This is a genomic window from Micromonospora sp. NPDC047738, from assembly GCF_040642675.1.
Lineage (GTDB): Bacteria > Actinomycetota > Actinomycetes > Mycobacteriales > Micromonosporaceae > Micromonospora.
Genome location: NZ_JBEYSO010000017.1, coordinates 47,647 through 68,829, shown reverse-complemented (window position 1 = coordinate 68,829; position 21,183 = coordinate 47,647). Strand labels below are relative to the sequence as shown.

Annotated in this window: 10 protein-coding genes; 5 read left to right on the top strand and 5 right to left on the bottom strand. The window is 71.5% G+C overall.

Annotation, left to right across the window (positions count from 1 at the left end; all coding sequences use genetic code 11):
* Positions 1-172: 172 nt before the first annotated feature.
* Both ABZ783_RS24070 and ABZ783_RS24065 read left to right on the top strand, forming a co-directional pair.
* On the top strand, positions 173-5,641 hold the full coding sequence (locus ABZ783_RS24070; protein ID WP_357441920.1) for an RHS repeat-associated core domain-containing protein: 5,469 nt from the start codon (positions 173-175) through the stop codon (positions 5,639-5,641).
* Positions 5,642-5,651: 10 nt separating this feature from the next.
* Positions 5,652-9,956, top strand: a complete 4,305-nt coding sequence (locus ABZ783_RS24065; RefSeq protein ID WP_357441918.1) for a LamG-like jellyroll fold domain-containing protein — start codon at positions 5,652-5,654, stop codon at positions 9,954-9,956.
* Positions 9,957-9,991: 35 nt separating this feature from the next.
* Here the strand turns inward: ABZ783_RS24065 and ABZ783_RS24060 are convergent, their stop codons facing one another.
* From ABZ783_RS24060 to ABZ783_RS24040, 5 genes are all read right to left on the bottom strand, one after another.
* A complete protein-coding gene (locus ABZ783_RS24060; RefSeq protein ID WP_357441916.1) occupies positions 9,992-11,035 on the bottom strand; it encodes an XRE family transcriptional regulator in 1,044 nt (347 codons plus the stop codon).
* A 270-nt stretch (positions 11,036-11,305) separates the two neighbouring features.
* Positions 11,306-12,169, bottom strand: coding sequence for an amidohydrolase family protein (locus tag ABZ783_RS24055; protein ID WP_357442000.1), 864 nt, complete (start codon positions 12,167-12,169; stop codon positions 11,306-11,308).
* 83 nt (positions 12,170-12,252) lie between these two features.
* The gene (locus tag ABZ783_RS24050) at positions 12,253-13,062 is read right to left on the bottom strand and encodes a metal-dependent hydrolase (protein ID WP_357441914.1); all 810 of its coding nucleotides are present in this window, start codon (positions 13,060-13,062) and stop codon (positions 12,253-12,255) included.
* Positions 13,063-13,248: 186 nt separating this feature from the next.
* Positions 13,249-14,574, bottom strand: a complete 1,326-nt coding sequence (locus ABZ783_RS24045) for a glycosyltransferase family 4 protein (protein WP_357441913.1) — start codon at positions 14,572-14,574, stop codon at positions 13,249-13,251.
* A gap of 146 nt (positions 14,575-14,720) precedes the next feature.
* Positions 14,721-16,658, bottom strand: a complete 1,938-nt coding sequence (locus tag ABZ783_RS24040; protein ID WP_357441911.1) for an amylo-alpha-1,6-glucosidase — start codon at positions 16,656-16,658, stop codon at positions 14,721-14,723.
* Between the two features lie 87 nt (positions 16,659-16,745).
* On the opposite strand from ABZ783_RS24040, the gene ABZ783_RS24035 reads away from it, so the two are divergent.
* The 3 genes from ABZ783_RS24035 to ABZ783_RS24025 all read left to right on the top strand — a co-directional run bounded on the left by ABZ783_RS24035 (position 16,746) and on the right by ABZ783_RS24025 (position 21,030).
* Positions 16,746-19,433 (top strand): glucosidase, encoded by a 2,688-nt coding sequence (locus ABZ783_RS24035; RefSeq protein WP_357441910.1) that lies wholly within the window; start codon positions 16,746-16,748, stop codon positions 19,431-19,433.
* A gap of 85 nt (positions 19,434-19,518) precedes the next feature.
* Positions 19,519-20,217 carry an HAD family hydrolase gene (locus ABZ783_RS24030; RefSeq protein WP_357441908.1) on the top strand — a complete coding sequence of 233 codons (699 nt, stop codon included), beginning with the start codon at positions 19,519-19,521 and terminating at the stop codon, positions 20,215-20,217.
* A gap of 21 nt (positions 20,218-20,238) precedes the next feature.
* Positions 20,239-21,030, top strand: coding sequence for a DUF4184 family protein (locus ABZ783_RS24025; protein WP_357441906.1), 792 nt, complete (start codon positions 20,239-20,241; stop codon positions 21,028-21,030).
* Positions 21,031-21,183 lie beyond the last annotated feature (153 nt).

Sequence of the window (21,183 nt, the reverse complement as noted above, 5' to 3'; positions counted from 1 at the left end):
TGTAGCCGCCCGTTCCAGGAGCGGGGCTACTCGTTGATGGAGGCTGGCTGTGCGACGTCTCGGCTTGATCCTGCTGTGCGCCGTATCCCTCATGGCGCAACCCCTTCCCGCGCAGGCGGCGCCCACCGAGCCGGTCGGCCGTCCGGCGCTGAGTGGGAAACCTGGACCGGGCGTGTCCGCCCGGGCGCCGATGGACGATCCGGCCAGCAGGAACGCGTGGCGCAAGGCGCCCCCGGTCGCCTGGCCGGCGCCCGGCGTGGCGAAGGTCGAGGTGCCCACGCGTGACGTCGAGAAGGTCGACGCGGAGGCTCCGAAGCTGGCCCGCGCCGGGGCGTTGCCGATCTGGCTCGGGCGGTCGGCGACCGTGCGGCTGATGCGCTCCGGCAAGGATTCCGGCCTCGTCTTCAGCGTTGCCGGCCTGCGCGGGCGAGCGCCGATCGAGGTGGACTACACCGGTTTCCGGCACGCCTTTGGCGGCGACTACGCGGCGCGCCTCAAGCTCGTACGCCTCGACGGCCAGCCGGTCAGCAGCCGCAACGACCCGGCCCGGGGCCGGGTCACCACGACCGGCGCCGACGGCGTCTACGCGCTCGCCGCCGCGTCCGACAGCAGCGCGGGCAGCTACCGGGCGACGAGCCTGGCGCCTTCGGCGACCTGGCAGGTGGGCCTGGGTTCGGGCGACTTCACCTGGTCGTACCCGATCACGGTGCCCCAGCTGCCGGGCCCGGTCCCGGACCTGAGCCTCTCCTACAATTCCGGCGCCGTCGACGGGCGCGTCGGGTCGACCAACAATCAGCCGTCGCTGGTCGGCGAGGGGTTCGATCTGCGCACCGGCTACATCGAGCGCTCCTACCACTCCTGTGACCAGGACGGCCAGGCCGGCGTCGCTGACCTGTGCTATCTGTCGCACAACGCCGTCGCGGTGCTGCCCGATCTGACCGGTGAGCTGGTGCGCGATGAGGCGACCGGCAAGTGGGCGACGCAGCGCGAGAGCGGGTGGCGGATCGAGCAGCTGTTCGGCGCGGCCAACGGGGACAACGACGGCGAGTACTGGCGGCTGACCTCGCCCGGTGGCGTGCAGTACTTCTTCGGCAGCAGCGCCGCCGCCAGCTCGGCCTGGACGGTGCCGGTCTACGGTGATGACGGCGGCGAGCCCTGCCACCAGTCGACGTTTGCCGGTTCCTGGTGCCAGCAGGGCTACCGGTGGATGCTGGACAAGGTCGTCGACCCGCACGGTGACGCCATCACCTACACGTACGAGAAGGAGACCAACAACTATCGCCGGGGCGGAGTGATCACCCCGTACGTGCGAAGTGGTCACCCGGTCGGTGTCGAGTACGGCGGTGGTGCGGCCCGGGTGGTGTTCACCCCGGCCGGTCGATGCCTGCCCGGGTCGACCTGTGCCGGCAGTGAGCCGGCTAACTTTCCCGACGTCCCCTACGACCAGGAGTGCGGCACCAGCAGTTGCGCGTACACCGCGCCGACGTTCTGGTCCACGAAGCGCCTGGCGAAGATCACCACGCAGGTCAACGATGGCAGCGGCTTCCGCGACGTCGACTCGTGGACGCTGACCCACTCGTTCCCGGACACCGGCGGCGGTGGTGCCGACGCGGCCCCCGCGCTGTGGCTGGAGTCGATCGTCCATGCGGGGCACGTCGGCGGCACCGTCACGCTCCCGCCTGTCCGGTTCGCGGGAACGATGCAGCCCAACCGCCTCGAGGCGATCGACGGCAAGGTCCCCCTGAACAAGTACCGAGTTCAGGGCATCATCAACGAGACCGGTGGGCAGGTCGAAATCAACTACTCCCTGGTCGACTGTGTGGGCAGCACCCCGAGTCCGGATGCCAACGTACGCAGGTGTTTCCCCGCGTTCTGGAGCCCCGGCGGCACCGGGCCCGCGCTGGACTGGTTCCACAAGTACGTGGTCAACGAGGTGGTCGAGGAGGACCTGGTCGCAGGGCGTGCGGCGAAGGTCACCCGGTACGAGTACCTCGATCCCGGGGCCGTGCTGTGGAGTCACGATGACTCCGAGATCCTGCCCACCACGCGGCAGTCCTGGGGGCAGTGGCGCGGGTACCAGCGGGTGCGGGTGCGCACCGGCCAGTCGGCCACCGAGTATGTGTTCCTGCGCGGCCTGTACGACGACAAGAAGGCGGACGGAAGCCGGCGACTGATCACGGTGGACGGCGTCGACGACCGGGCGGCGTTCAGCGGGATGGCCCGGCAGACCACCGTGTTCGACGGGGCCAACGTAGTCAGCCGTACCACGTCCCAGCCGCTGCTCATGGGTACCACCGCGACCCGGGTGCGCGCCTCTGGCACGCTGGAGGCGACGCTGGCCGACGAGGTGTCGGTGCGCAGAGTCATCACGCTCACGGGCGGGGGAACCCGCACCGTGGAGAAGCGCTTCGGCTACGACAGCCGGGGCCGGCTGCTGCACACCAGCGACCTCGGCGACACCTCGACCACGGCTGACGACACCTGCGTGCGCAACACCTACACGGAGAACACGACGACCTGGATCATCAACACCGTCGGCCGGGTGGAGACCCTCGACGCGGCGTGCGACGCGACCGCACCGACGCTGACTGATGTCAAGAACACCTACAGCGACGTCGGTGATCTCACCAAGGTCGAGGAGTGGAACGGTACCGGCTTCGTCACCGCCTCCCGTACCGTTCCCGACCGCTACGGCCGCCCACTGGAGCAGCACGACGCGCTGGGCCATGTCACACGGACCACGTACACGCCGGCGAGCGGTGGCCCGGTGACCCGTTCCGTGGTGACCAATCCGGCGGGCCACACCGTGACCACCGACTTCGAGCCGTTGCGCGGGTCCGTCTCGGCCACCGCGGACGCCAACGGCAACGTCACGCGCACCGCTTACGACTCGCTGGGCCGGCTCGTGGCGGTCTGGCGGCCGGGTCGGGCCACCACGGCGACCCCCAACGTGCGATACGAGTACCTGGTCCGCGCGAGCGGGCCGTCGGTAGTGACCACCCGCCCGTTGATCGGCCCGGTCAGCCACGAACTGTACGACGGCCTGCTGCGCCCGGCGCAGACTCAGACAAGCTCCCCGAGCGGCGGCCGCATCGTCAGCGACACCATCTATGACAGCGCCGGCCAGACGTCCCGGGACATCGACGATCATTGGGACGCCGGGGCGCCGGGGACGAGCCTGCTGGCCGCGCCCAAGGCCCCGGGTCGGGAAACGCGGTACACCTATGACGGGGCGGGGCGGGTCATCGTCGAAGCCCTCTACTCGGGTGGGGCGCAGCAGTGGCGTACCACGACCGCGTACGGTGGCGACCGGGTGGACGTCGACCCGCCGCAGGGTGGGACAGCGACGACCGCCGTGCTGGACGGACACGGCCGGACCGTCGAGCTGCGGCAGTATGCCGGTGGCGCGCCGACCGGCGCGTACGACGCCACCCGGTACACGTACACGAAGCTGGGCCAGCTCGAGTCGATCACCGATCCGGCCGGCAACGTACGGCGCAACACCTACGACAGCCGTGGGCGTCAGATCAGGGCCGAAGCGCCGGACACCGGCGCGGTCGTCCTGGGCTACGACGACGCCGACCGGCTCGTCTCCCGCAGGGACGCACGCGGCCGGACCGTCACGTACGCCTACGACGACCTGGACCGGCGCACCGCTGTCCGCGAGGGCAGCACCACGCTGGCCGAGTGGGTCTACGACACCGCGCCGGGCGGCAAGGGGCTGCTCGCGTCGTCGACGCGGTACTCCGGCAACGCGGCGTACGTCTCGGCCGTCACCGGCTACGACGAGCGGGGCCGGCGCAAGGGCGTGGCCGTGGCCATTCCGGCGATCGAGACCGGGCTGGCCGACACGTACACCACGACGTTCACCTACCACGAGGACGACCAGCCCGCCACCACCACGTTGCCGGCGGTCGGCGGCCTGCCGCAGGAAACCCTGACCCACGGCTACGACACGCTGGGCAACCCGACGACGCTGACCGGGCTCGCGCCCTACGTCGCCGACACGGCCTATGACGAATTGGCTGAGCTCTACTCGCGCTCGTCCGGTCCCACCGAGCGGCAGGTCTCCCGGTACTACAGCTGGGATCCGGCCACCCGACGGCTGTCGTACGCGGCGGCGTACCGCGACGTGGCGACGCAGCCGAGGCTGGCCGATCGGGCTTACACCTACGACGCCGCGGGTAACGTCACCTCCATCACGGACAGCCTGGACGACACCACCGACCGCCAGTGCTTCCGGTACGACCATCTCCAACGGCTCGTTCAGGCCTGGACGCCGGCCGGTGACTGCACCGCTGCGCCGACGACCGGTGGTCTCGACGGCCCCGCGCCGTACTGGCACGACTACAGCTACGACCGGATCGGCAACCGGCTCGGCGAGGTGCGGCACGAAGCGGCCGGCGACACCACGCGGACCTACGCCTACCAGGCGACCCAGCCGCACCTGGTGCGGTCGGTGACCACCGGGTCCGCGACCGCGAACTACGGCTACGACGCGTCCGGCAACACCACCTCACGGCCCGGGCAGACCCTCACCTGGGACGCCGAGGGACGGCTGGCCAGCAGCGGTACCGAGACCGCCGTGTACGACGCCGACGGCAACCGGCTCATCCGGCGTGACGCGACCGGCACCACCGTCTATCTCACCGACACGGAGGTGCATCGGGCCGCGTCCGGGTCGGTCACGGCCACGCGCTACTACCGGCAGGGCGACAGTGTCGTCGCGGTACGCACACCGTCACGGCTGAGCTGGCTGGTCGACGACCACCAGGGCACGGCCACGACCGCGGTCGCCGACCAGGCCGGCCAGCCCACCGCCCGCCGCTACCAGCTTCCGTTCGGCGCCACCCGCGGCACCACGCCCGCCTGGTGGGACGGCGAACGGGGATTCGTCGGCGGCACCGCCGGACCGGCCGGGCTGGTTCACCTGGGCGCGCGCGAGTACGACCCGGCGATCGGCCGCTTCCTCTCCGCCGATCCGGTCGTCGACACCGCCGACCCGCAGCAGATGCACGGCTACTCCTATGCCAACGGCAGCCCGGTGACGATGTCGGACCCGGACGGGCTCAAGGCCAAGCAGTCGACGTCGCTCATCTCGAAGAAGGTCTCGGACAAGCTGCGCGGCATAGTGATCGACAGCCTCCTGAGCCAGCCGTACGACGACTACTTCGTGTGCGAGGGCTGCGGCTGGGAGTACTACGGCGACACCATCTGGGACTTCGGCGGCTACGACGACGACACCTACGACGAGCCGCAGGTCCGGTACACCTACCAGCAGACCGACTGCGGGGGATGGGGCGGCCAGTGCGTGACGCCGCGGCCGTACGGGTGGGTGGCCGACTACGGCGACGCGACTGCGGTCTCGTCGTCCCCGGCGACGCGCATCGGGACTTCCTCGTCGTCCTCGGGGACACACATCGGGACCTCCGTCATCGGCTACTCGTCCTCGTTCTCGTCGTGGTCCCCCTCCGCGTCCTCGTCCTCCTCGGGATCGAGCTGGGGTAGCCTCCGCCCCGTCACCTCGGTATCGCTGGGCCGATGGCCGTCGATGATCTGGGACCCGCCACGCCACTCCGGTACGTTGCCGGGCATCGGATCGCTACCCGGTCTCGGGTCGTCGTTGCTTCGTCACCGGTAGGCGGCGCGTCGTGAACCGTGGTGTGGCGGCGGCCCTGTCGGGTCTCGTTGTCCTGGGCATCCTTACCGTCCCTGGCTCCGGCGGCACCGCGCCCGCCGGATCCCCTCCGGCCCGCGAGCCGGTCGCGGGCCAGGAACCCGGCCCGGTCGGGGAGGTCGTCGGTCTGGCGACCGCCCGCCGCACCGGCCGCCCGGTAGAGGTGACCGCGTTGACCACCCCGACCAGGCAGGTCTTCGCCCGCCCCGACGGCACCATGTACGCCGAGGTGAAGACGAGCCCCGTGCGGGTCAGGCGGGGCAACGGCTGGGCGCCCATCGACACCACCCTGATGCGACAGGCGGGCGGCTTCATCGCACCGAAGGCGTCCCCCGCGGACGTACGCTTCTCCACCGGCGGTGACGGCCCGTTCGCCAGCCTCACCGACGGCGCCCGGCGGGTCGAGCTGAGCTGGCCTGGCCGCCTTCCCGGGCCGCGCCTGGCCGGTGACTCCGCGACGTATCCGGCCGTGCTGCCCGGTGTCGACCTCGTCGTCACCGCCACGCCCACCGGGTTCACGGAGAAGCTGGTGGTACACACACCCGAGGCCGCACGGCATCCGGCGGTGTCGCGGATCCGGTTCGGCCTGCGTACCGAGAACTGGACGCTGACCGGCGATCGGCTGCCCGCCTTCATGTGGGACTCGTCGCCGCGGGCCCGCAAGCACCCCATGAAGGTGGCGGCCGGCCGGGACAGCCTGACCGTCGTCCCGGATCCAGCGGTGCTGTCCGACCCGGACCTGGTCTACCCGCTGTACCTGGATCCCGAGGTGCCGACGCCCCGCCCGCACTGGGCGATGGTGTGGTCGGCGCTGCCCGACCAGAGCTACTACAACACGTCATGGCACGCGCAGGTGGGTGCCGACCCGGCCGATCCGGCCGGCGGCCGATGGCGCTCCTACTTCGAGCTCGACACGTCCTTCGCCGCCGGCAAACACATCATCAGCGCGACCTTCCGGGCCACGCTGCTGTACTCCCACAGCTGCGCCGCCGAACCGGTCTATCTGTGGCACACCGGCACGATCAACTCCGGTACCACCTGGAGCAACGCGCCGAACAAAATCGCACAGGTGGGTGCCCCGGTCACCACCATCAAGGCCGGCCACGAGGCCTGCCCGGGCACGCCGGTGGCCGAGTTCGACGCCACCTCACTGGTCACCACGGCCGCCGCGCAGTCATGGCAGCACGTCACCCTGGCACTCGCGGCCGACGAGGCCGGCGTGGGCGGCAAGGTCTTCGAAAACGACGCCCGCTACGACTACAAGGTGCCCGGCATCGGTGTGGTGTACAACTCGGTGCCGGAAGCACCCGTCCTGCGGCCGACCACGACCATGCCCGGATGCGCCGGCACACCGGCGATGTGGGTCACCACGCTGACCCCCGAGCTGTCGGTGACGGTCGCCGACGCCGACACCGGCGACCGCCACGGCATCGATTTCGAAATCCGCACGGCCGGTGCCGCGTCGCCGTTCCACACCCCACCGCGGACCGTGCCCGGCACGTACGTGTACGACGACATGCCCGACGGGGTGCTGGTCGATGGCGGCCGGTACGAGTGGCGGGCGCGAGCCAGCGACAGCGTCGACACCGGCCCGTACAGCCCGTGGTGCCCGTTCACCGTGGATGTCACCGGGCCGGCCAGGGCGCCGACCGTCACGTCCCAGCACTTCATCCAGGTCAAACCCGGACAGGCCCAGTACGGTATCCGGGTCGACCAGGTCGGCCAGTTCACCTTCGGCGCAGGCGGTGATCCGGACGTGGCCGGGTACGACTACGAGATCCGGGTGCCCAAGCAGACCCCGGTACAGGGGCGGGTCATGGCCCCGTCACCGGGTGCCGCCGCTTCGCTGTCCTACCGGCCGCTGGTTGGCGGACTGTCGACGATGTACGAGATATGGGTGTGGTGCGTGGACGCCGCGGGCAACCGGGGCCCGAGAAACCCGCGATACCAGTTTCGGGTCAAGGATCTGCCGGCCGTCGTCGACCTGCACTTCGCCGATGACCCATCAGGAGACACGGCGTCGGACTCCTCCTCGACCGGCGCCGACGGCACGCTGACGCTCACCCCAGGGGTGTCCTGGGCGGACGGGCACGACACGCAGGGCATACACCTGGACGGGCCCGGCGTTGGTGGTGTGGCCGCGCAGAGCGCCGTCGACACGGCGCAGAGCTTCACGGTCATGGCATGGGTACGGCTGCTCTCCGACGACACCGACAACGGTGCGGCCCTCAACCTTGTGGGCCACTCCAGCACCGGCTTCGCCATGCGATACCAGAAGATCGGCAAGCACTGGCAGTTCACCATGCGAACGGGGCCGGCGGCCGATGCGCCGGAGGTGGTCGCGACATCCGACACCATCGCGCAGGTTGGCGTGTGGGCTCACCTGGCCGGCGTGCACGACCCGGCCTCCGGCCAGATCCGCTTGTACGTCAACGGCAGGCTCAGCGGCACCGCGCCATTCACCACCCCCTGGACGGCCAGTGGGCCCTTCCGGATTGGGCCGTTGCACGACAGCCCGGCGTGGGTCGGCGACCTCGACGAGGTGACTGTCTTCGACACGGCGGTGTCCGAGGCGATGATCCGCAACGACATGGGCTGGCTGGAGCGGCCCGGCAACGAAGGGCACTGGCGACTCGACGAGAACAGCGGCATCGCCGCGGCCGACAGCTCCGGAAACCGCCACACCGCGGTGCTGTACTCCCAGGCCTCTTGGACGAGCGCTCGGCACGGCGGCGGGGCCCGGTTCGACGGCGGCTGGGCGCACACGGACGGTGCGGTGATCGAACCCAACGCCGGCTACACGGTTTCCGCCTGGGTCAAACTCGACCGGCTGCCAGTACAGGACCAGTACATCGCGGTCAGCCAGGACGGCCGCTGGGACAGCCGGTTCAAGCTCGGCGTCTCCCGCGGCTGGGACATGCCCAACGGGTGGGTGTTCGCGGCGAACGCCGCCGACACTCCCGACGATCGTGTCGCTGGTAGTCAGCCCGCCTGGGTCCAGAGCGACATCGCGGAGCAGGTCGGTGTCTGGACCCACCTGGCCGGTGTGTACGACCAGGCCGCGGGACAGATCCGGCTCTACGTCAACGGCCGGCTCAGCGGGACCGCGCCGTTCGCCAACGCCCAACCCGCCGTCAGCTCGCTGGTGTTCGGGCGCTGGCAGGACGAGGGTTTCCGGGTCGGCACCTGGCCCGGAACGATTGACGACGTCCACGTGACGCAACAAGCCCTGTCCGCTCCCGAGATCAAGACGTGGATGGACTGGCCCAAGTGGGGTCCCAACGCGCGCTGGACCTTCGACGAGGCCAGCGGCATGGTGGCGACCGACGTGAGCGACAACGACCACACGCTGGCCCTGGTCGACCGCGCGAGCCGGATCGACGTCCCGTCCGGCAAGGCACTGCGCCTGGAGGGGCAGACCAGACCGGACTGGGTGTACGACGGCGCGCACGGTCGAACCGGCGGGCCGGTCGTCCCCGCGGGCCGCAGCTTCACCGTCGCGGGCTGGGGGCGCCTGGACAACCTGAACGCCTCCGCCACACTACTGAGCCAGGATGGGATCAACGACAGCGGGTTCAGCCTGCTCTATGACAAGAGCGCGAACGCATGGTCGTTCCGCATGGCCAAACAGGACAGCCGGACCAGCGACGAGTACGCCGCTGCCCGGGGCGGAACCCCACAGGCAGGCGGGTGGACACATCTGGCGGGGGTGTATGACCATTCGGCCGGAACCCTGAAGCTCTACGTCAACGGTTCGTTGGTGGGATCGACCAGCTACCGGGCGACCTGGTTCGCCGACCGGGCATTCATCGTGGGCCGCGAGTTCGGCAGCGGCTACGGAGCGCCGATGTACTGGTGGAAGGGGGAGGTCGACGACGTGCACGTCCTGGATCATGCCGCCACCGCCAGCGAGGTCGGGCAGATCAAGGGCAGTCCGCCGGTGCCGGCGCCGACCCCCGTGGTGAGCGCCTCCGGCTTCTGTGAGGCAACCGGCTATCCAGGCGGTTGGGGGGTCTATGTCAGCGGCAGCATCGCGGATACGACGCTGAACATCAGCAGCGCGTACGTGTCGTACTCCGCGAGCGGTGTCGACCCGAGCTATGGATCGCCATCGGGCACCGTTTCGCTGAGCACAAGCGGGCGCTCCTTCACCGGCAACTTCCCTAGCAGGTCCGGCTGGGAGTTCGTCGGTGGTAGCGGGGCCAGTTGGACTGTGACGGTCACGTTGAGCGATGGCACGTCCTACAGCAGATCCGGCTACACCAGCAGGTGCGGTTGATCGCGAGACCGGGCCCGGGCAGTGCCGGCCCGGGCTCAGGCCGGCGGCAACAGGTCGATCAGGAACTCCTGCTCAGGGCCTTCCGTGCAGTCTTCCTGCACCGCTGTCCTGCCCGCTGCGGCGGTGCCGTCGAGCAGACCGATGCACCGCCCGCTGTACGCGGACCGTAGCCGGTAATGGTCGACCGGACCCCGATCGAGCCGCTCGAACCGGAACAGCTGTTGGAGACGGGCCTCGCTGCAGTCGTTCCACGGCTCGAGCATGTCCTCGGCGACGCCGTCGCTGAGCAGCGTGAGGCAGCCGATCCCCTCCGTGGGACTGTGCCACTTGATGAACACCAGTTCGGCACCGACCGGTTCCAGGAAGGTGCGCGGGGGCGCGGCCGGGCAGGGCCGGAGGGCGGCGACCGCGGTCGGGTAGCGGCCCCGCTCGTCGCGCCCCTCGCTGAGGCACAGCTCAGGGGATCGCGCCGCACGGATCTGGACGAAACTGCCAGCATCGCCGATGGGCGGGCCCATCCCAGCCGCCGAGACGCCGGCAGCCGGAGTCCGCGCGGTCGCCGGCCGGTCGTCATCGGTGGCCGACGCGTACCCGCCGATGCCCAGTCCGACCAGGAACAGGGCCCCGACAAGCGTCAAGAGCACCGGCTTACGTGATCGGCGGACGCGCGACGTACCAGATTCGGAAGGCGTCGACGAGAGAGCAGGCCACGGCTCGGTCGGCTTCATCGCCACGGTCTGGGCGTCCGCCTGTGGGGAGCCCTCGTCCAGCATCGCGATGCGCTTGCGTGCGGCGAGCCACCGGTCCACCTCGGCCTTGCCGAGACCGCAGGCCCTGACCAGCATCTCGACAAGCTGTTCGCGGGGCAGGGTGGGGCGGCCCAGGGCGGTGGCGATCGTGCTGCTCGGAAGCACCGCGCCAGCCGCAGCAGCCTTAGCCTCCAGCTGGCGGTACGTCAGCCCGGACCACAACCGCAATCGGCGTAGCGCCGCCACCAGCTCCGCGGCGTCCCGTGCCTCCTCCGGCTGAGGAGGCCCTGCCATGGGATCGACTCGTTCCACAGGGGCGCCTGCATCCACGAAGCCAGCATGCCTCATCCGGGGCGGCTATGGAGTCCCGTCACATTCCGTCGCGCTTCACCCGTTCCCGGCTGGGTGCGTAAGCGAGTACCTCGATGGGGGTGCTCGCGAGATTGACGCTGAAGTCGTGGCCTGCGTGAGGTAGTTCCCCGTCGAAAAGTTGAGCCTGGTGGATGGTGGTGGCGATGGCGGTGTCCGCGGTGACGATCCCGGCCTCGGTGAGGAGCCGTCGGCGCGGGGAGCGTGACCGCCCGCCTCGATCGACGCTTCTCAGGACAGGTTGAAGAGCGCGGCCGCGTTGCCCCAGCAGACCGCGCGCAGCCAGTCGTTGCCGAGGTCGAGCCGGGCCAGCCCGGCGAGCTGCTCGGCGTACGGGTACGGAATGTTTGGGTAGTCGCTGCCCAGCAGCACCTTCCCAGCCAGCCCCAGCTCACGCAGCCGGGGCAGGTCCGCCGCCGGGAACGGCTCGAAGCGGTCGAAGAACGAGGTGAACGCCATGGTGGTGTCCAGGCACACCCGCTCATACTGCTCCGCGAGATCGAGGAAGGCGTCGTAGTCCGGCGCACCCAGGTGCGCCACGATCGCGGCCAGCCGGGGATGCCGGGCGAGCAACGCGGCGAACGGTTCCGGTCCGGTGTGGACGGTGGCCACGGGCGCGTGCCCGGCGTGCACCACCGCCGGCACCCCGGCCTCGGCCAGCAACCCCCATACGGGATCGAGCGCCGGGTCGGTCGGCCGGAACGCGCCTACCTGGATGTGCACCTTGAACACCCGGGCGCCGGCGTGCAGCGCCTCCGCGACGTAGCGGACCGCGTCGGGTTCCGGGAAGACGGTGGCCGAGGGGAGGCAGCCGGGGGTGCGGGCGGCGAAGTCCAGCGTCCACCGGTTCAGCGACTCCGCCATCCCGGGCCGGTGCGGGTACGCCAGCGCGGTGAACGCCCGGACGCCGAGCCGGCGCAGGTGGGCCACTCGCTCGGCGTCGCTCCACCGGTACCGGATCGGCCACTCGGTGCCGACCAGCGGGCCGGCCGCGTCGAAGTACGCCCACACCTTGCGCAGCAGCCGGGGCGGCAGGAAGTGGGTGTGCACGTCGGCGAGCCCGGGCAGGCCCAGCCGCCGCCAGAACGCCGGCACTGCGGCGTCCTCGGCCGGCGGACGGGTGTGGTCCGCCGGCCCGGCCGTCGCCGGCGGCGCGGCGGCCGGCCCGTCGAATGAGGTCACACCTGGATGTTGAACCGTTGCAGCACCGACGGGGCGACCAGCCCCACCGCGGCGAGCACCGCGAGGATGGTCATCGCCGCCCGCAGCACGATGGTCTCGGCCTTGCTCCCGGTCCGCAGCGCGATGCTGTTGGGCAGGCCGATCATCGTCCACATCCGCCGCTTGATCGGGATCGGCCAGAGGATCGGCACCCCGGCCCGGGTGATCATGTCGCCGAGGATGTGCACGAAGCAGCCCACGCCGACCGCCATGCCGATGAGCGGATAGCCCCGGTCGCCGGGGAGGTTGGCGAAGGTGAACCAGGCGGCCCCGGCCGACACGAGGGTGACGATCACCCAGCCGGCCCGCTCGGCCCACCCGTCGAAGAGGCCGCGCAGCGCCAGCCCGATCATGAAGAAGAGGATGCTGACCACCGCCCACTTGCCGTAGTGGGCGCAGAGCGCGGTGGTGCCCCAACCGACCAGCACGGTGAACGGGATGGTGTGGGTCAACGTCCGGTGCCCGTTGTTGCGCTTCGGATCCTTGCTCAGCTTCGTGGCGTAGTAGACGCCCAGCGAGAGTTTCTCCACCACCTCGGCGATGAACAGGCTGACCACGCCGAAGGTGCGGGCCACGGTGGCACCGCCCTGGTTGCGGGTCACCTTGCCGGAGAGGTCGAGGTCGGGGAAGAGCGCCCCGCCCGCGCAGACCGCCGTGCCCACCGCGAGCGCCAGCGGTGTCTGGTGGTAGTCGGCGAACTGGTCCAGCGCCCAGGAGCCGGTCAGCCACACCGCTGCGCCGGACAGCGCGTGAGACGGTCCCATCATCTCGGTTCGCCCTTCCCCAGAGGTCTTGATCGACAAAACTACGTCACTGTAGTTTCGTCGCCTGGTGAGGGGCATCACCCGGACGGTCCACAGAGGAGAGGGGCGGGACCGGCCCCGCGGACCAGCCGGATCACCAGGCAGTATGCCGCCACGGGCGGGGCGGATCTGTCGGCGATGCGACGCGCGTCAGCTCGCGGCCTCGGCCAGCAGATTTCCGTCCGGGATGGTGATGGCGGCTCGGCCGCCGGTCAGCAGGGTGGCCGTCCGGCCGGTCTGGAACGTGTCGTGCTCGCGGCGGGCGGCGGCGTAGCTGCCGGCGGTCCGGGCGGCGACGGTGGCCCACCCGTACCGCTCGGCGACCATGGTGCGGGCGCGGCGGGCCACCCGGCGGGCGAAGACCTCGTCGCCGAGGAGCCGGTCGACCGCGCCGGCCAGGGCGTCCGGGTCGCTGTGCGGGAAGGTGAGCCCGGTGATGCCGGGCTCGACGATCTCGGCGAGCCCGCCGGTGCGCGCCACCGCGAGCGGCGCTCCAGCGGCGGCCGCCTCCAGGGCGACCATGCCGAACGGCTCGTAGAGGCTCGGGACGACGGTGGCGTCGGTGGCGGCGAGCACCGCGGGCAGTTGGGTGGTGTCCATGAAGCCGGCGAACCGGACGGTCTCCCCGAGGTGCAGCCGCCGCGCCTGGTCCACCAACTCCTCCCGGTACGGCCCGTCGCCGGCGATCACCACGCGCAGCCCCGGGTGTCGGTCCCGCAGGTACGGCACCGCGTGCACCAGGTGCTGCACGCCCTTCTCGTAGACCAGCCGGCCCGCGTACCCGACCAGGGGACCGGTGCCGGCGAAGCGGGCGCGGGCGGAGGCGACCGCCCGGGGGCGGGCCCGCCAGGCCTGGTCGTCGACCCCGTTGGGCACCACGTCGATCGACCCGATCGGCACGTCGAACAGCCGCGTCACCTGCTCGCGCATGTAGCCGGAGCAGGCGATCACCCGGGCCGAGGCGTTGCTCAGCCAGTGCTCGACGCCGTGGATGGTGCGGTTCATCTCCTCGGGCAGCCAGCCCTGGTGCCGGCCGGCCTCGGTGGCGTGGATCGTGGTGACCAGGGGTAGATCGAGGTGTTCGGCCAGGGTGACCGCGGTGTGCGCGACCAGCCAGTCGTGGGCGTGGATGACGTCGTACCGGCCGGTCGTGGCGGCGCGCAGCGCGGCCCGGGTGAGGGTGTGGTTGAACGCCATGGTCCAGGCCAGCAGCGAGTCGGTGGCGAGCGGGAACCGGACCGGGTCCTCGGCCGCCCGCAGGATCCGCACGCCGTCGGCGTACTCCTCCAGGGGTGCGCCCTCGGCGTGGCGGGTGACGACGGTGACCTCGTGGCCGGCGGCGGCCAGCGCGACGGAGAGGGCGTGTACGTGGCGGCCGAGTCCACCGACCAGCACGGGCGGATATTCCCAGGAGAGCATCAGTACCCGCAGGCGCCGGGCGGGCTGGAGGTCGATCACTTCGGCGTCAGCGGACATGCGGCCCCCTTGAGTTGTGTCTCCCGCAGCACGCCACGGCCGCCCACCGCACCGGGGGCCGCCGTCCGTGCCCGGGGTCGCAGCCCATCCTGCCGAGCGGTCGATAACCGGCGGAGACGCGCTGATTGCCGGGATGTAACGCGTGGTCAGCGCTGGCGGACGCGGAGCAACTCGGCGACCGACCAGGCCTGGAACGGGCAGCCGGTGGCGGTGTGCGGCGGGTCGCCGTCGGCGGTCTCGCTCACCGAGCCCAGGCCGAACTCCGTCAGATGCCCGTCAAGACCCACGAACAGGTCGTCGGTGGGCAGCCCCGCCCGGCGGTACGCGTCGGCGAACGGCCCGATCAGCCACGGCCAGACGGTCCCCTGGTGATAGGCGGCGTCCCGCTCCGCCGGTCCGCCCCGATGCCGGCCCACGTAGCCGGGGGAGTCGGGGGCGAGGCTGCGCGGGCCGAGCGGGGTGAGCAGCGCCTCGGTGATGCGGCGCAGCGCCGCCGGGTCCGGTTCGAGGGGGGCGTACGGCAGCGACCAGGCGAGCAGTTGGTTGGGGCGGAGCAGGTCGTCGTCGTGGTGCGCCGCCCCACCGAGGGGGTACGCCGGGGCGGGCGCGTCCACCGCGTCGTGCAGCCAGCCCACCGGAGCGGGGAACCGCGCCCGGAACCCGGCCGACGCCCGGGTGTGCAGCCCCCACAGCGCGGTGGCGTCCCGCCCGACCAGCTCGGTCAGCTCGGCGACCCCGGCCAGTCCGTTGACCCAGAGCGCGTTGACCTCCACCGGCTTGCCGGTACGCGGCGTCACCGGCACTCCGTGCACCCGGGCATCCATCCAGGTCAGCGCGGTGCCGGGGGTGCCGCCCTGGGTGATCAGCCCGTCCGTCGGGTCGGCCCGGATGCCGTAGCGGGTGCCGGCCAGGTGCGCCTGCACCACCGCGTGCAGCGCGGGCAGCAGTTCGTCGCCGAGGTCGGTGTCGCCGGTGACGGTGACGTGCCGGGTCACCGCGTGCAGGAACCACAGCGTGGCGTCGACCGTGTTGTACTCCACCCGCCCCGTGTCGGCGGTGTTGGATAGCATCCCCTCCGACAGGGTCGCCGCGTAGGCGCGCAGCAGCGCCCGCCCCTCGTCCGCCCGGTTGGTGGCCAGGAACAGGCCCTCGTAGGAGGTCATGGTGTCCCGTGACCAGGCGCCGAACCACGGGTAGCCGGCCACCACGTCGGGTCCGGTGCCGGTGCTGACCACGAACGCGTCCGCGGCCAGGGCCAGGGTCGCCGCGACCGGGTCGTCCGGTTTCGCCGCGGCCACCACCGCCCGGTTGCGCCGTCGCGCCGCCTCGACCAGCGCGGTCGCCGGCGGCGGCTCCTCGGCCAGGTCATCCGCCCAGGCCAGCACCGGGACCGTGTCGCTGGGGGAGTCCAGGGTGCCGGAGAAGCGGCCCGCGTACCAGAGGTCCTCGTCCGGGTTGAGGCCGCGGGCCGCCTCCTCCCGGTGGCGTACGCCGAGCCACCACTGCCCCTCGGGTGCCCAGTCCGGCCCGGCCAGCCGGAAGGCGCCCTCGACCAGCGCCCCGCCGGCCGTCGGCTCCAGGCTCGGGGCCGGCCCGTCCGCCCGGCGCTCGCCGTGCGCGTCCCGCCAGGTGCAGGCCGCCGCCAGGTCCAGCCGCACCGGGCCGCCGGAGACCAGCCGGTGCACCACCGCCACGCAGGGCCGGCCGTAGGCCATGGCGATCTCCCGCTCGATCACCACGTCGCCGATCCGCCACCGCCAGCGCGGCACCCCGTCGACCAGGTCGAACCGCTCGAGCAGTTCGTAGCCGCGCGGGTCGATCACCCCGGAGGACCACTCGTGGGCGCCCAGCCGGACCCGCTGCCCGGAGGGCAGGGTCACCGCCGGGTCCAGGCTGACCAGGCCCACCTTCCGGGAGGCGGGGGTTTCCCCGGCCACCACCAGCAGGCCGTGGTAGCGGCGGGTGCGCAGGCCGCTGACCGTGCCCATGGCGTAGCCGCCCCGGCCGTCGGTGACCAGCCACTCCCGGGCCGACCCGGCGGCGAGGTCCCCGCAGACCTGCGGGCCGAAGCGAATCTCGATCAACTTTCCTCCACCGGCGGCGAGGTGCTCCACGCCACGACGACAATGGCCGCTGTGGTGAAGTACCCAGGCGGCGTCGAAGATGTGCAAATGCTCACCGACCGCCCGACCTCCGCGACCCCCGACCCCGAGCGGCACCGGCTCGCCCAGGCCGACGCCGGGGCGCAGGACTGGCGCGCATGGGGTCCCTATCTGTCCGAGCGGGCGTGGGGGACGGTTCGGGAGGACTACAGCGAACACGGCACGGCGTGGGACTACTTCCCCCACGATCATGCGCGCTCCCGAGCCTACCGGTGGAACGAGGACGGGATGGCGGGCGTGTGCGACGACCGGCAGACCTTCTGCTTCGCGCTGGCGCTGTGGAACGGCCGGGACCCGATCCTCAAGGAGCGGATGTTCGGCCTGGGCGGCGACGGCGGCAACCACGGGGAGGACGTCAAGGAGTACTGGTGGTACGAGGACTCCACCCCCACCCACTCCTGGATGCGCTGGCGCTACCACTACCCGCAGGCCGCCTTTCCGTACGACGAGCTGGTCGCGGTGAACGCGCTGCGCGGCCGGGACGACACCGAGTACGAGCTGGTCGACACGGGGATCTTCGACGACGACCGGTACTGGGCGGTGACCGTCGACTACGCCAAGGCGTCCCCCACGGACATGTGCATCCTGGTGACGGTCGCCAACCGGGGGGACCGGGACGACACCCTGCACGTGCTGCCCACCCTGTGGTTCCGCAACACCTGGGGGTGGGGACTTCCCGGTGGCGACCGGGTGCCGCGGATGGTCGGCTTCGAAGCCGGCGCGGGGCTGGGCCCGGTGGCCGGGGCGCGGCTGGTCGGTGAGCACTGGGTGCTCGGGCAGATCCTGCTGGAGGGCGACGGCGCGCCCGTCCCGCTGCTCTGCGACAACGACACCAACGCCGAGCGGCTCTGGGGGCTGCCCGGGCGGTCGCCGTACCCGAAGGACGGGATCAACGACCACGTGGTGGCCGGCGCGGCCACCGTCAATCCGGACCGGGAGGGCACCAAGGGCGCCCTGCACTACGTGCTCGACGTGCCGGCCGGTGGGCAGCGGCAGATCCGGTTGCGGCTGACCCGGACCGCCCCGCCGCCGGCGAGCCCGCCGCCGCCCCCGGCGGATCTCGGGGACGACTTCGACAGCGTGGTGTGGGCGCGGCGCGCCGAGGCCAACCGTTTCTTCGCCGGGGTCATCCCCGCCGCGGCGACCGCCGACGAGGCGCTCGTGGCGCGGCAGGCGATCGCCGGGCTGATGTGGGGCAAGCAGTTCTACCACTTCGACGTGAAGCGGTGGCTGGAGGGCGATCCGGGCTCCGCGCCACCTCCGGCCGGGCGTCGGCACGGGCGCAACAGCGCCTGGTGGCACATGAACAGCTTCGACGTGATCTCCATGCCCGATCCGTGGGAGTACCCCTGGTACGCGGCCTGGGACCTGGCCTTCCACTGCGTCACCATCGCCCGGGTCGACCCCGGCTTCGCCAAGGAGCAGGTGCTGCTCCTGCTCCGCGAGTGGTACCTGCACCCCAATGGGCAGATCCCGGCGTACGAGTGGGCGTTCGGGGACGTGAACCCGCCGGTGCACGCCTGGGCGGCGCTGAAGGTCTTCGAGATCGACGGTTCCCGGGACCACGAGTTCCTCGCCCGGGTGATGCACAAGCTGCTGCTCAACTTCACCTGGTGGGTCAACCGCAAGGACACCGGCGGCAACAACGTGTTCGAGGGCGGCTTCCTCGGGCTGGACAACGTCGGCCCGTTCGACCGGTCGGCCGCGCTGCCGGTGGCCGGAGTGCTGGAGCAGTCCGACGGCACCGGCTGGATGGGCATGTACGCGCTCAACCTGCTCGACATGGCCATCGTGCTGGCCGAGCACGACCGGGCGTACGTGGACACCGCGACCAAGTTCTTCGAGCACTTCGCGTACATCGCGGCGGCGGCGTACCAGCAGGGGCTCTGGGACGACGAGGACGCCTTCTTCTACGACGTGCTGCGGCTGGCCGATGGCAGTCAGGTGCCGCTGAAGGTCCGCTCGGTGGTGGGGTTGCTGCCGCTCGCGGCGGTCACCCGGCTCACCGCGCGTACCCTGCGCCGGCTGCCCGAGCTGGGTGCCCGGCTGCGCTGGTTCCTCACCAACCGTCCCGAGTTCGCCGATGTGGTCGGCGCCCGCCGGCTCGGCCCCGACGGGCGGCAGCAGCGGCTGCTGTCCATGGTCGGTCCCGAGCAGATGGTCCGGCTGCTCGCCCGGATGCTGGACACCGACGAGTTCCTCTCCGAGTACGGCCTGCGGACGCTGTCCCGCGCCCACCTGGACAAGCCGTTCACCGTCACCCTCGGCGGGCAGGAGTTCAGCGTCGGTTACGAGCCGGCCGAGTCGACCAGCGGACTGTTCGGCGGCAACTCCAACTGGCGCGGCCCGATCTGGATGCCGACCAACTTCCTGCTGATCAGCGCGCTGCGCGACTACGCCGCCTTTTTCGGCGACGACCTGCAGGTGGAGTATCCGACCCGGTCCGGGCAGAAGCGGACTCTGGACGAGATCGCCGACGATCTCTCCGCTCGGCTGATCGCGCTGTTCACCCGGGACGGCTGGGGTCGGCGGCCGATCTACGGCGCCTGCCAGCTCTTCCAGACCCACCCCGACTGGCGGGACCTGATCGCCTTCCCGGAGTACTTCCACGGCGACAACGGCGCCGGGCTCGGGGCGTGGCACCAGACCGGGTGGACCGCGCTGGTCGCCGACCTGATCCTCACCCTGCGCCGCTGACGGGCCGGCGCGGTCGGAAACCCGGATGTCGCGGCTGCCCCGGCGCAGTAGCGTGTCCCGGTCCGTTCAGGGGAAGGGGTACGCGATGCGACAGCGCCGGGAAGCCAAGGTGCTCGTCTTCGACGCTGACGACACGCTCTGGGAGAACAACGTCCTCTTCGAGCGGGTGATCGACGACTTCCTCGCCTGGCTGGACCACCCGACGCTGGACCGGGCGGAGATCCGGGCCGTCCTCGACGACATCGAGCGGGCCAACGCCGTCGCGCACGGCTACGGCAGCAAGGTCTTCCTGCGCAGCCTGGGCGAGTGCCTGGAGAAGCTGCGGGAGCGCCCGGCGACGGAGCGGGAGCGCGCCGAGATCGAGAGCCTCGCGGCGGCGCTGGTGGGTCACCAGGTGGAGCTGATGCCCGGCGTGGCGGAGACCCTGGACGACCTGGCCACCCGGCACGAGCTGCTGCTGCTCACCAAGGGGGAGCGGGAGGAGCAGCAGCGCAAGCTCGACGCCTCCGGGCTGCTGCACCACTTCCGGGCCGCGCACATCGTGCGGGAGAAGGACGCGGACACCTATCGTTGGTTGGCCTGCGAGTACGGCTTCGACCCGGCCGGGGCGTGGATGATCGGCAACTCCCCGCGCTCGGACATCCTGCCCGCCCGGGCCGCCGGCATGAACGCGGTCTTCATCCCGAACGAGAACACCTGGGTGCTGGAGCACGACGAGCTCGACCCGGGCGACCATGGGGTGATCCGGTTGGCCGCTTTCCCCGACCTGCGCCAGCACTTCTGATCGGCGGGTAACGTCCCGCCTGTGCCGTTGACCTTTCCCTCGCACCTGGCGCCCGTGCTGCCGCTGAAGCTGTGGCGACCGCGCTGGTTCGACGGGGTCGCCCTGGCCACCGGCGCCGTCGCGCCGGACGTCGGCTACCTGTTCACCGGCACTAGGTTCGAGCTCGGTCAGCGTACGCACACCCTCGGCGGGCTGCTGTGGTGGTGCCTGCCGGTCGCGCTCGCGTACGCCTGGATCGTCCGCCGGGTGATCGCCGGCATCGCGGTGCACCTGCCCGGCGAGCGCCTCTTCGCCTGGCGGGATTACGCCGCGCTGGGCGGGGTCCGGCATCCCTGGCAGGTCACCGTCTGCTCGGCGCTGATCGGTGCGTTCAGCCACGTCGGCTGGGACCGGATGACCCACAGTGACCGCTGGCCGCGGCTGCTGGGCATCGCGGACTTCCACGCGCTGACCGGGCTCTACTGGTGGCAGTTCTCCGACGTGCTCGGCACGGCGGCGGGCGCCGTCGTCGTGGTCGCCCTGGCGGTGCGGGCCGCCCGCCGGCAGGAGATCTTCGACGGCGTACGACCACCCGCGCCGCCGGCCCGGCCCGGCCGGTTCTGGGCGGTCGCGCTGCCGGTGGCCGCGCTCGGGGCGCTGCTGCTGCCCGGCCTGCCCGCAGCCGCCGTACCGGCGCCGGCCGGGGTGCGGCTGCTGCACCTGGGGGCGCTCGCGTTGATCGCCGGAGCCGCCGCGGCCGGCGGCCTACGTCCGGTCCCGCCGCCCGCGACGCGCGACGGGCACCACGCGGACAAACAGCGCCAGCCCAGCTGACCCTGTTACACGAACATGCCGTATTTCGACATTGGCATCAATCACATTCTCCCGGCGCTGGGGAACCTTGTTCGCCCTGCGAGAAGGTGCCTAACCTGAGCCCGCGTTCACGACTCTTCGGGGTGAGTCGGGGACGCACCGAAGTCCGGTAGT

What these genes read in the sequence shown, in the direction of transcription:
- ABZ783_RS24050 (WP_357441914.1), bottom strand. Translation starts at nt 13,062, where the DNA reads ATGATGGGACCGTCTCACGCGCTGTCCGGCGCAGCGGTGTGGCTGACC.
- ABZ783_RS24045 (WP_357441913.1), bottom strand. Translation starts at nt 14,574, where the DNA reads ATGTCCGCTGACGCCGAAGTGATCGACCTCCAGCCCGCCCGGCGCCTG.
- ABZ783_RS24035 (WP_357441910.1), top strand. Translation starts at nt 16,746, where the DNA reads ATGCTCACCGACCGCCCGACCTCCGCGACCCCCGACCCCGAGCGGCAC.
- ABZ783_RS24030 (WP_357441908.1), top strand. Translation starts at nt 19,519, where the DNA reads ATGCGACAGCGCCGGGAAGCCAAGGTGCTCGTCTTCGACGCTGACGAC.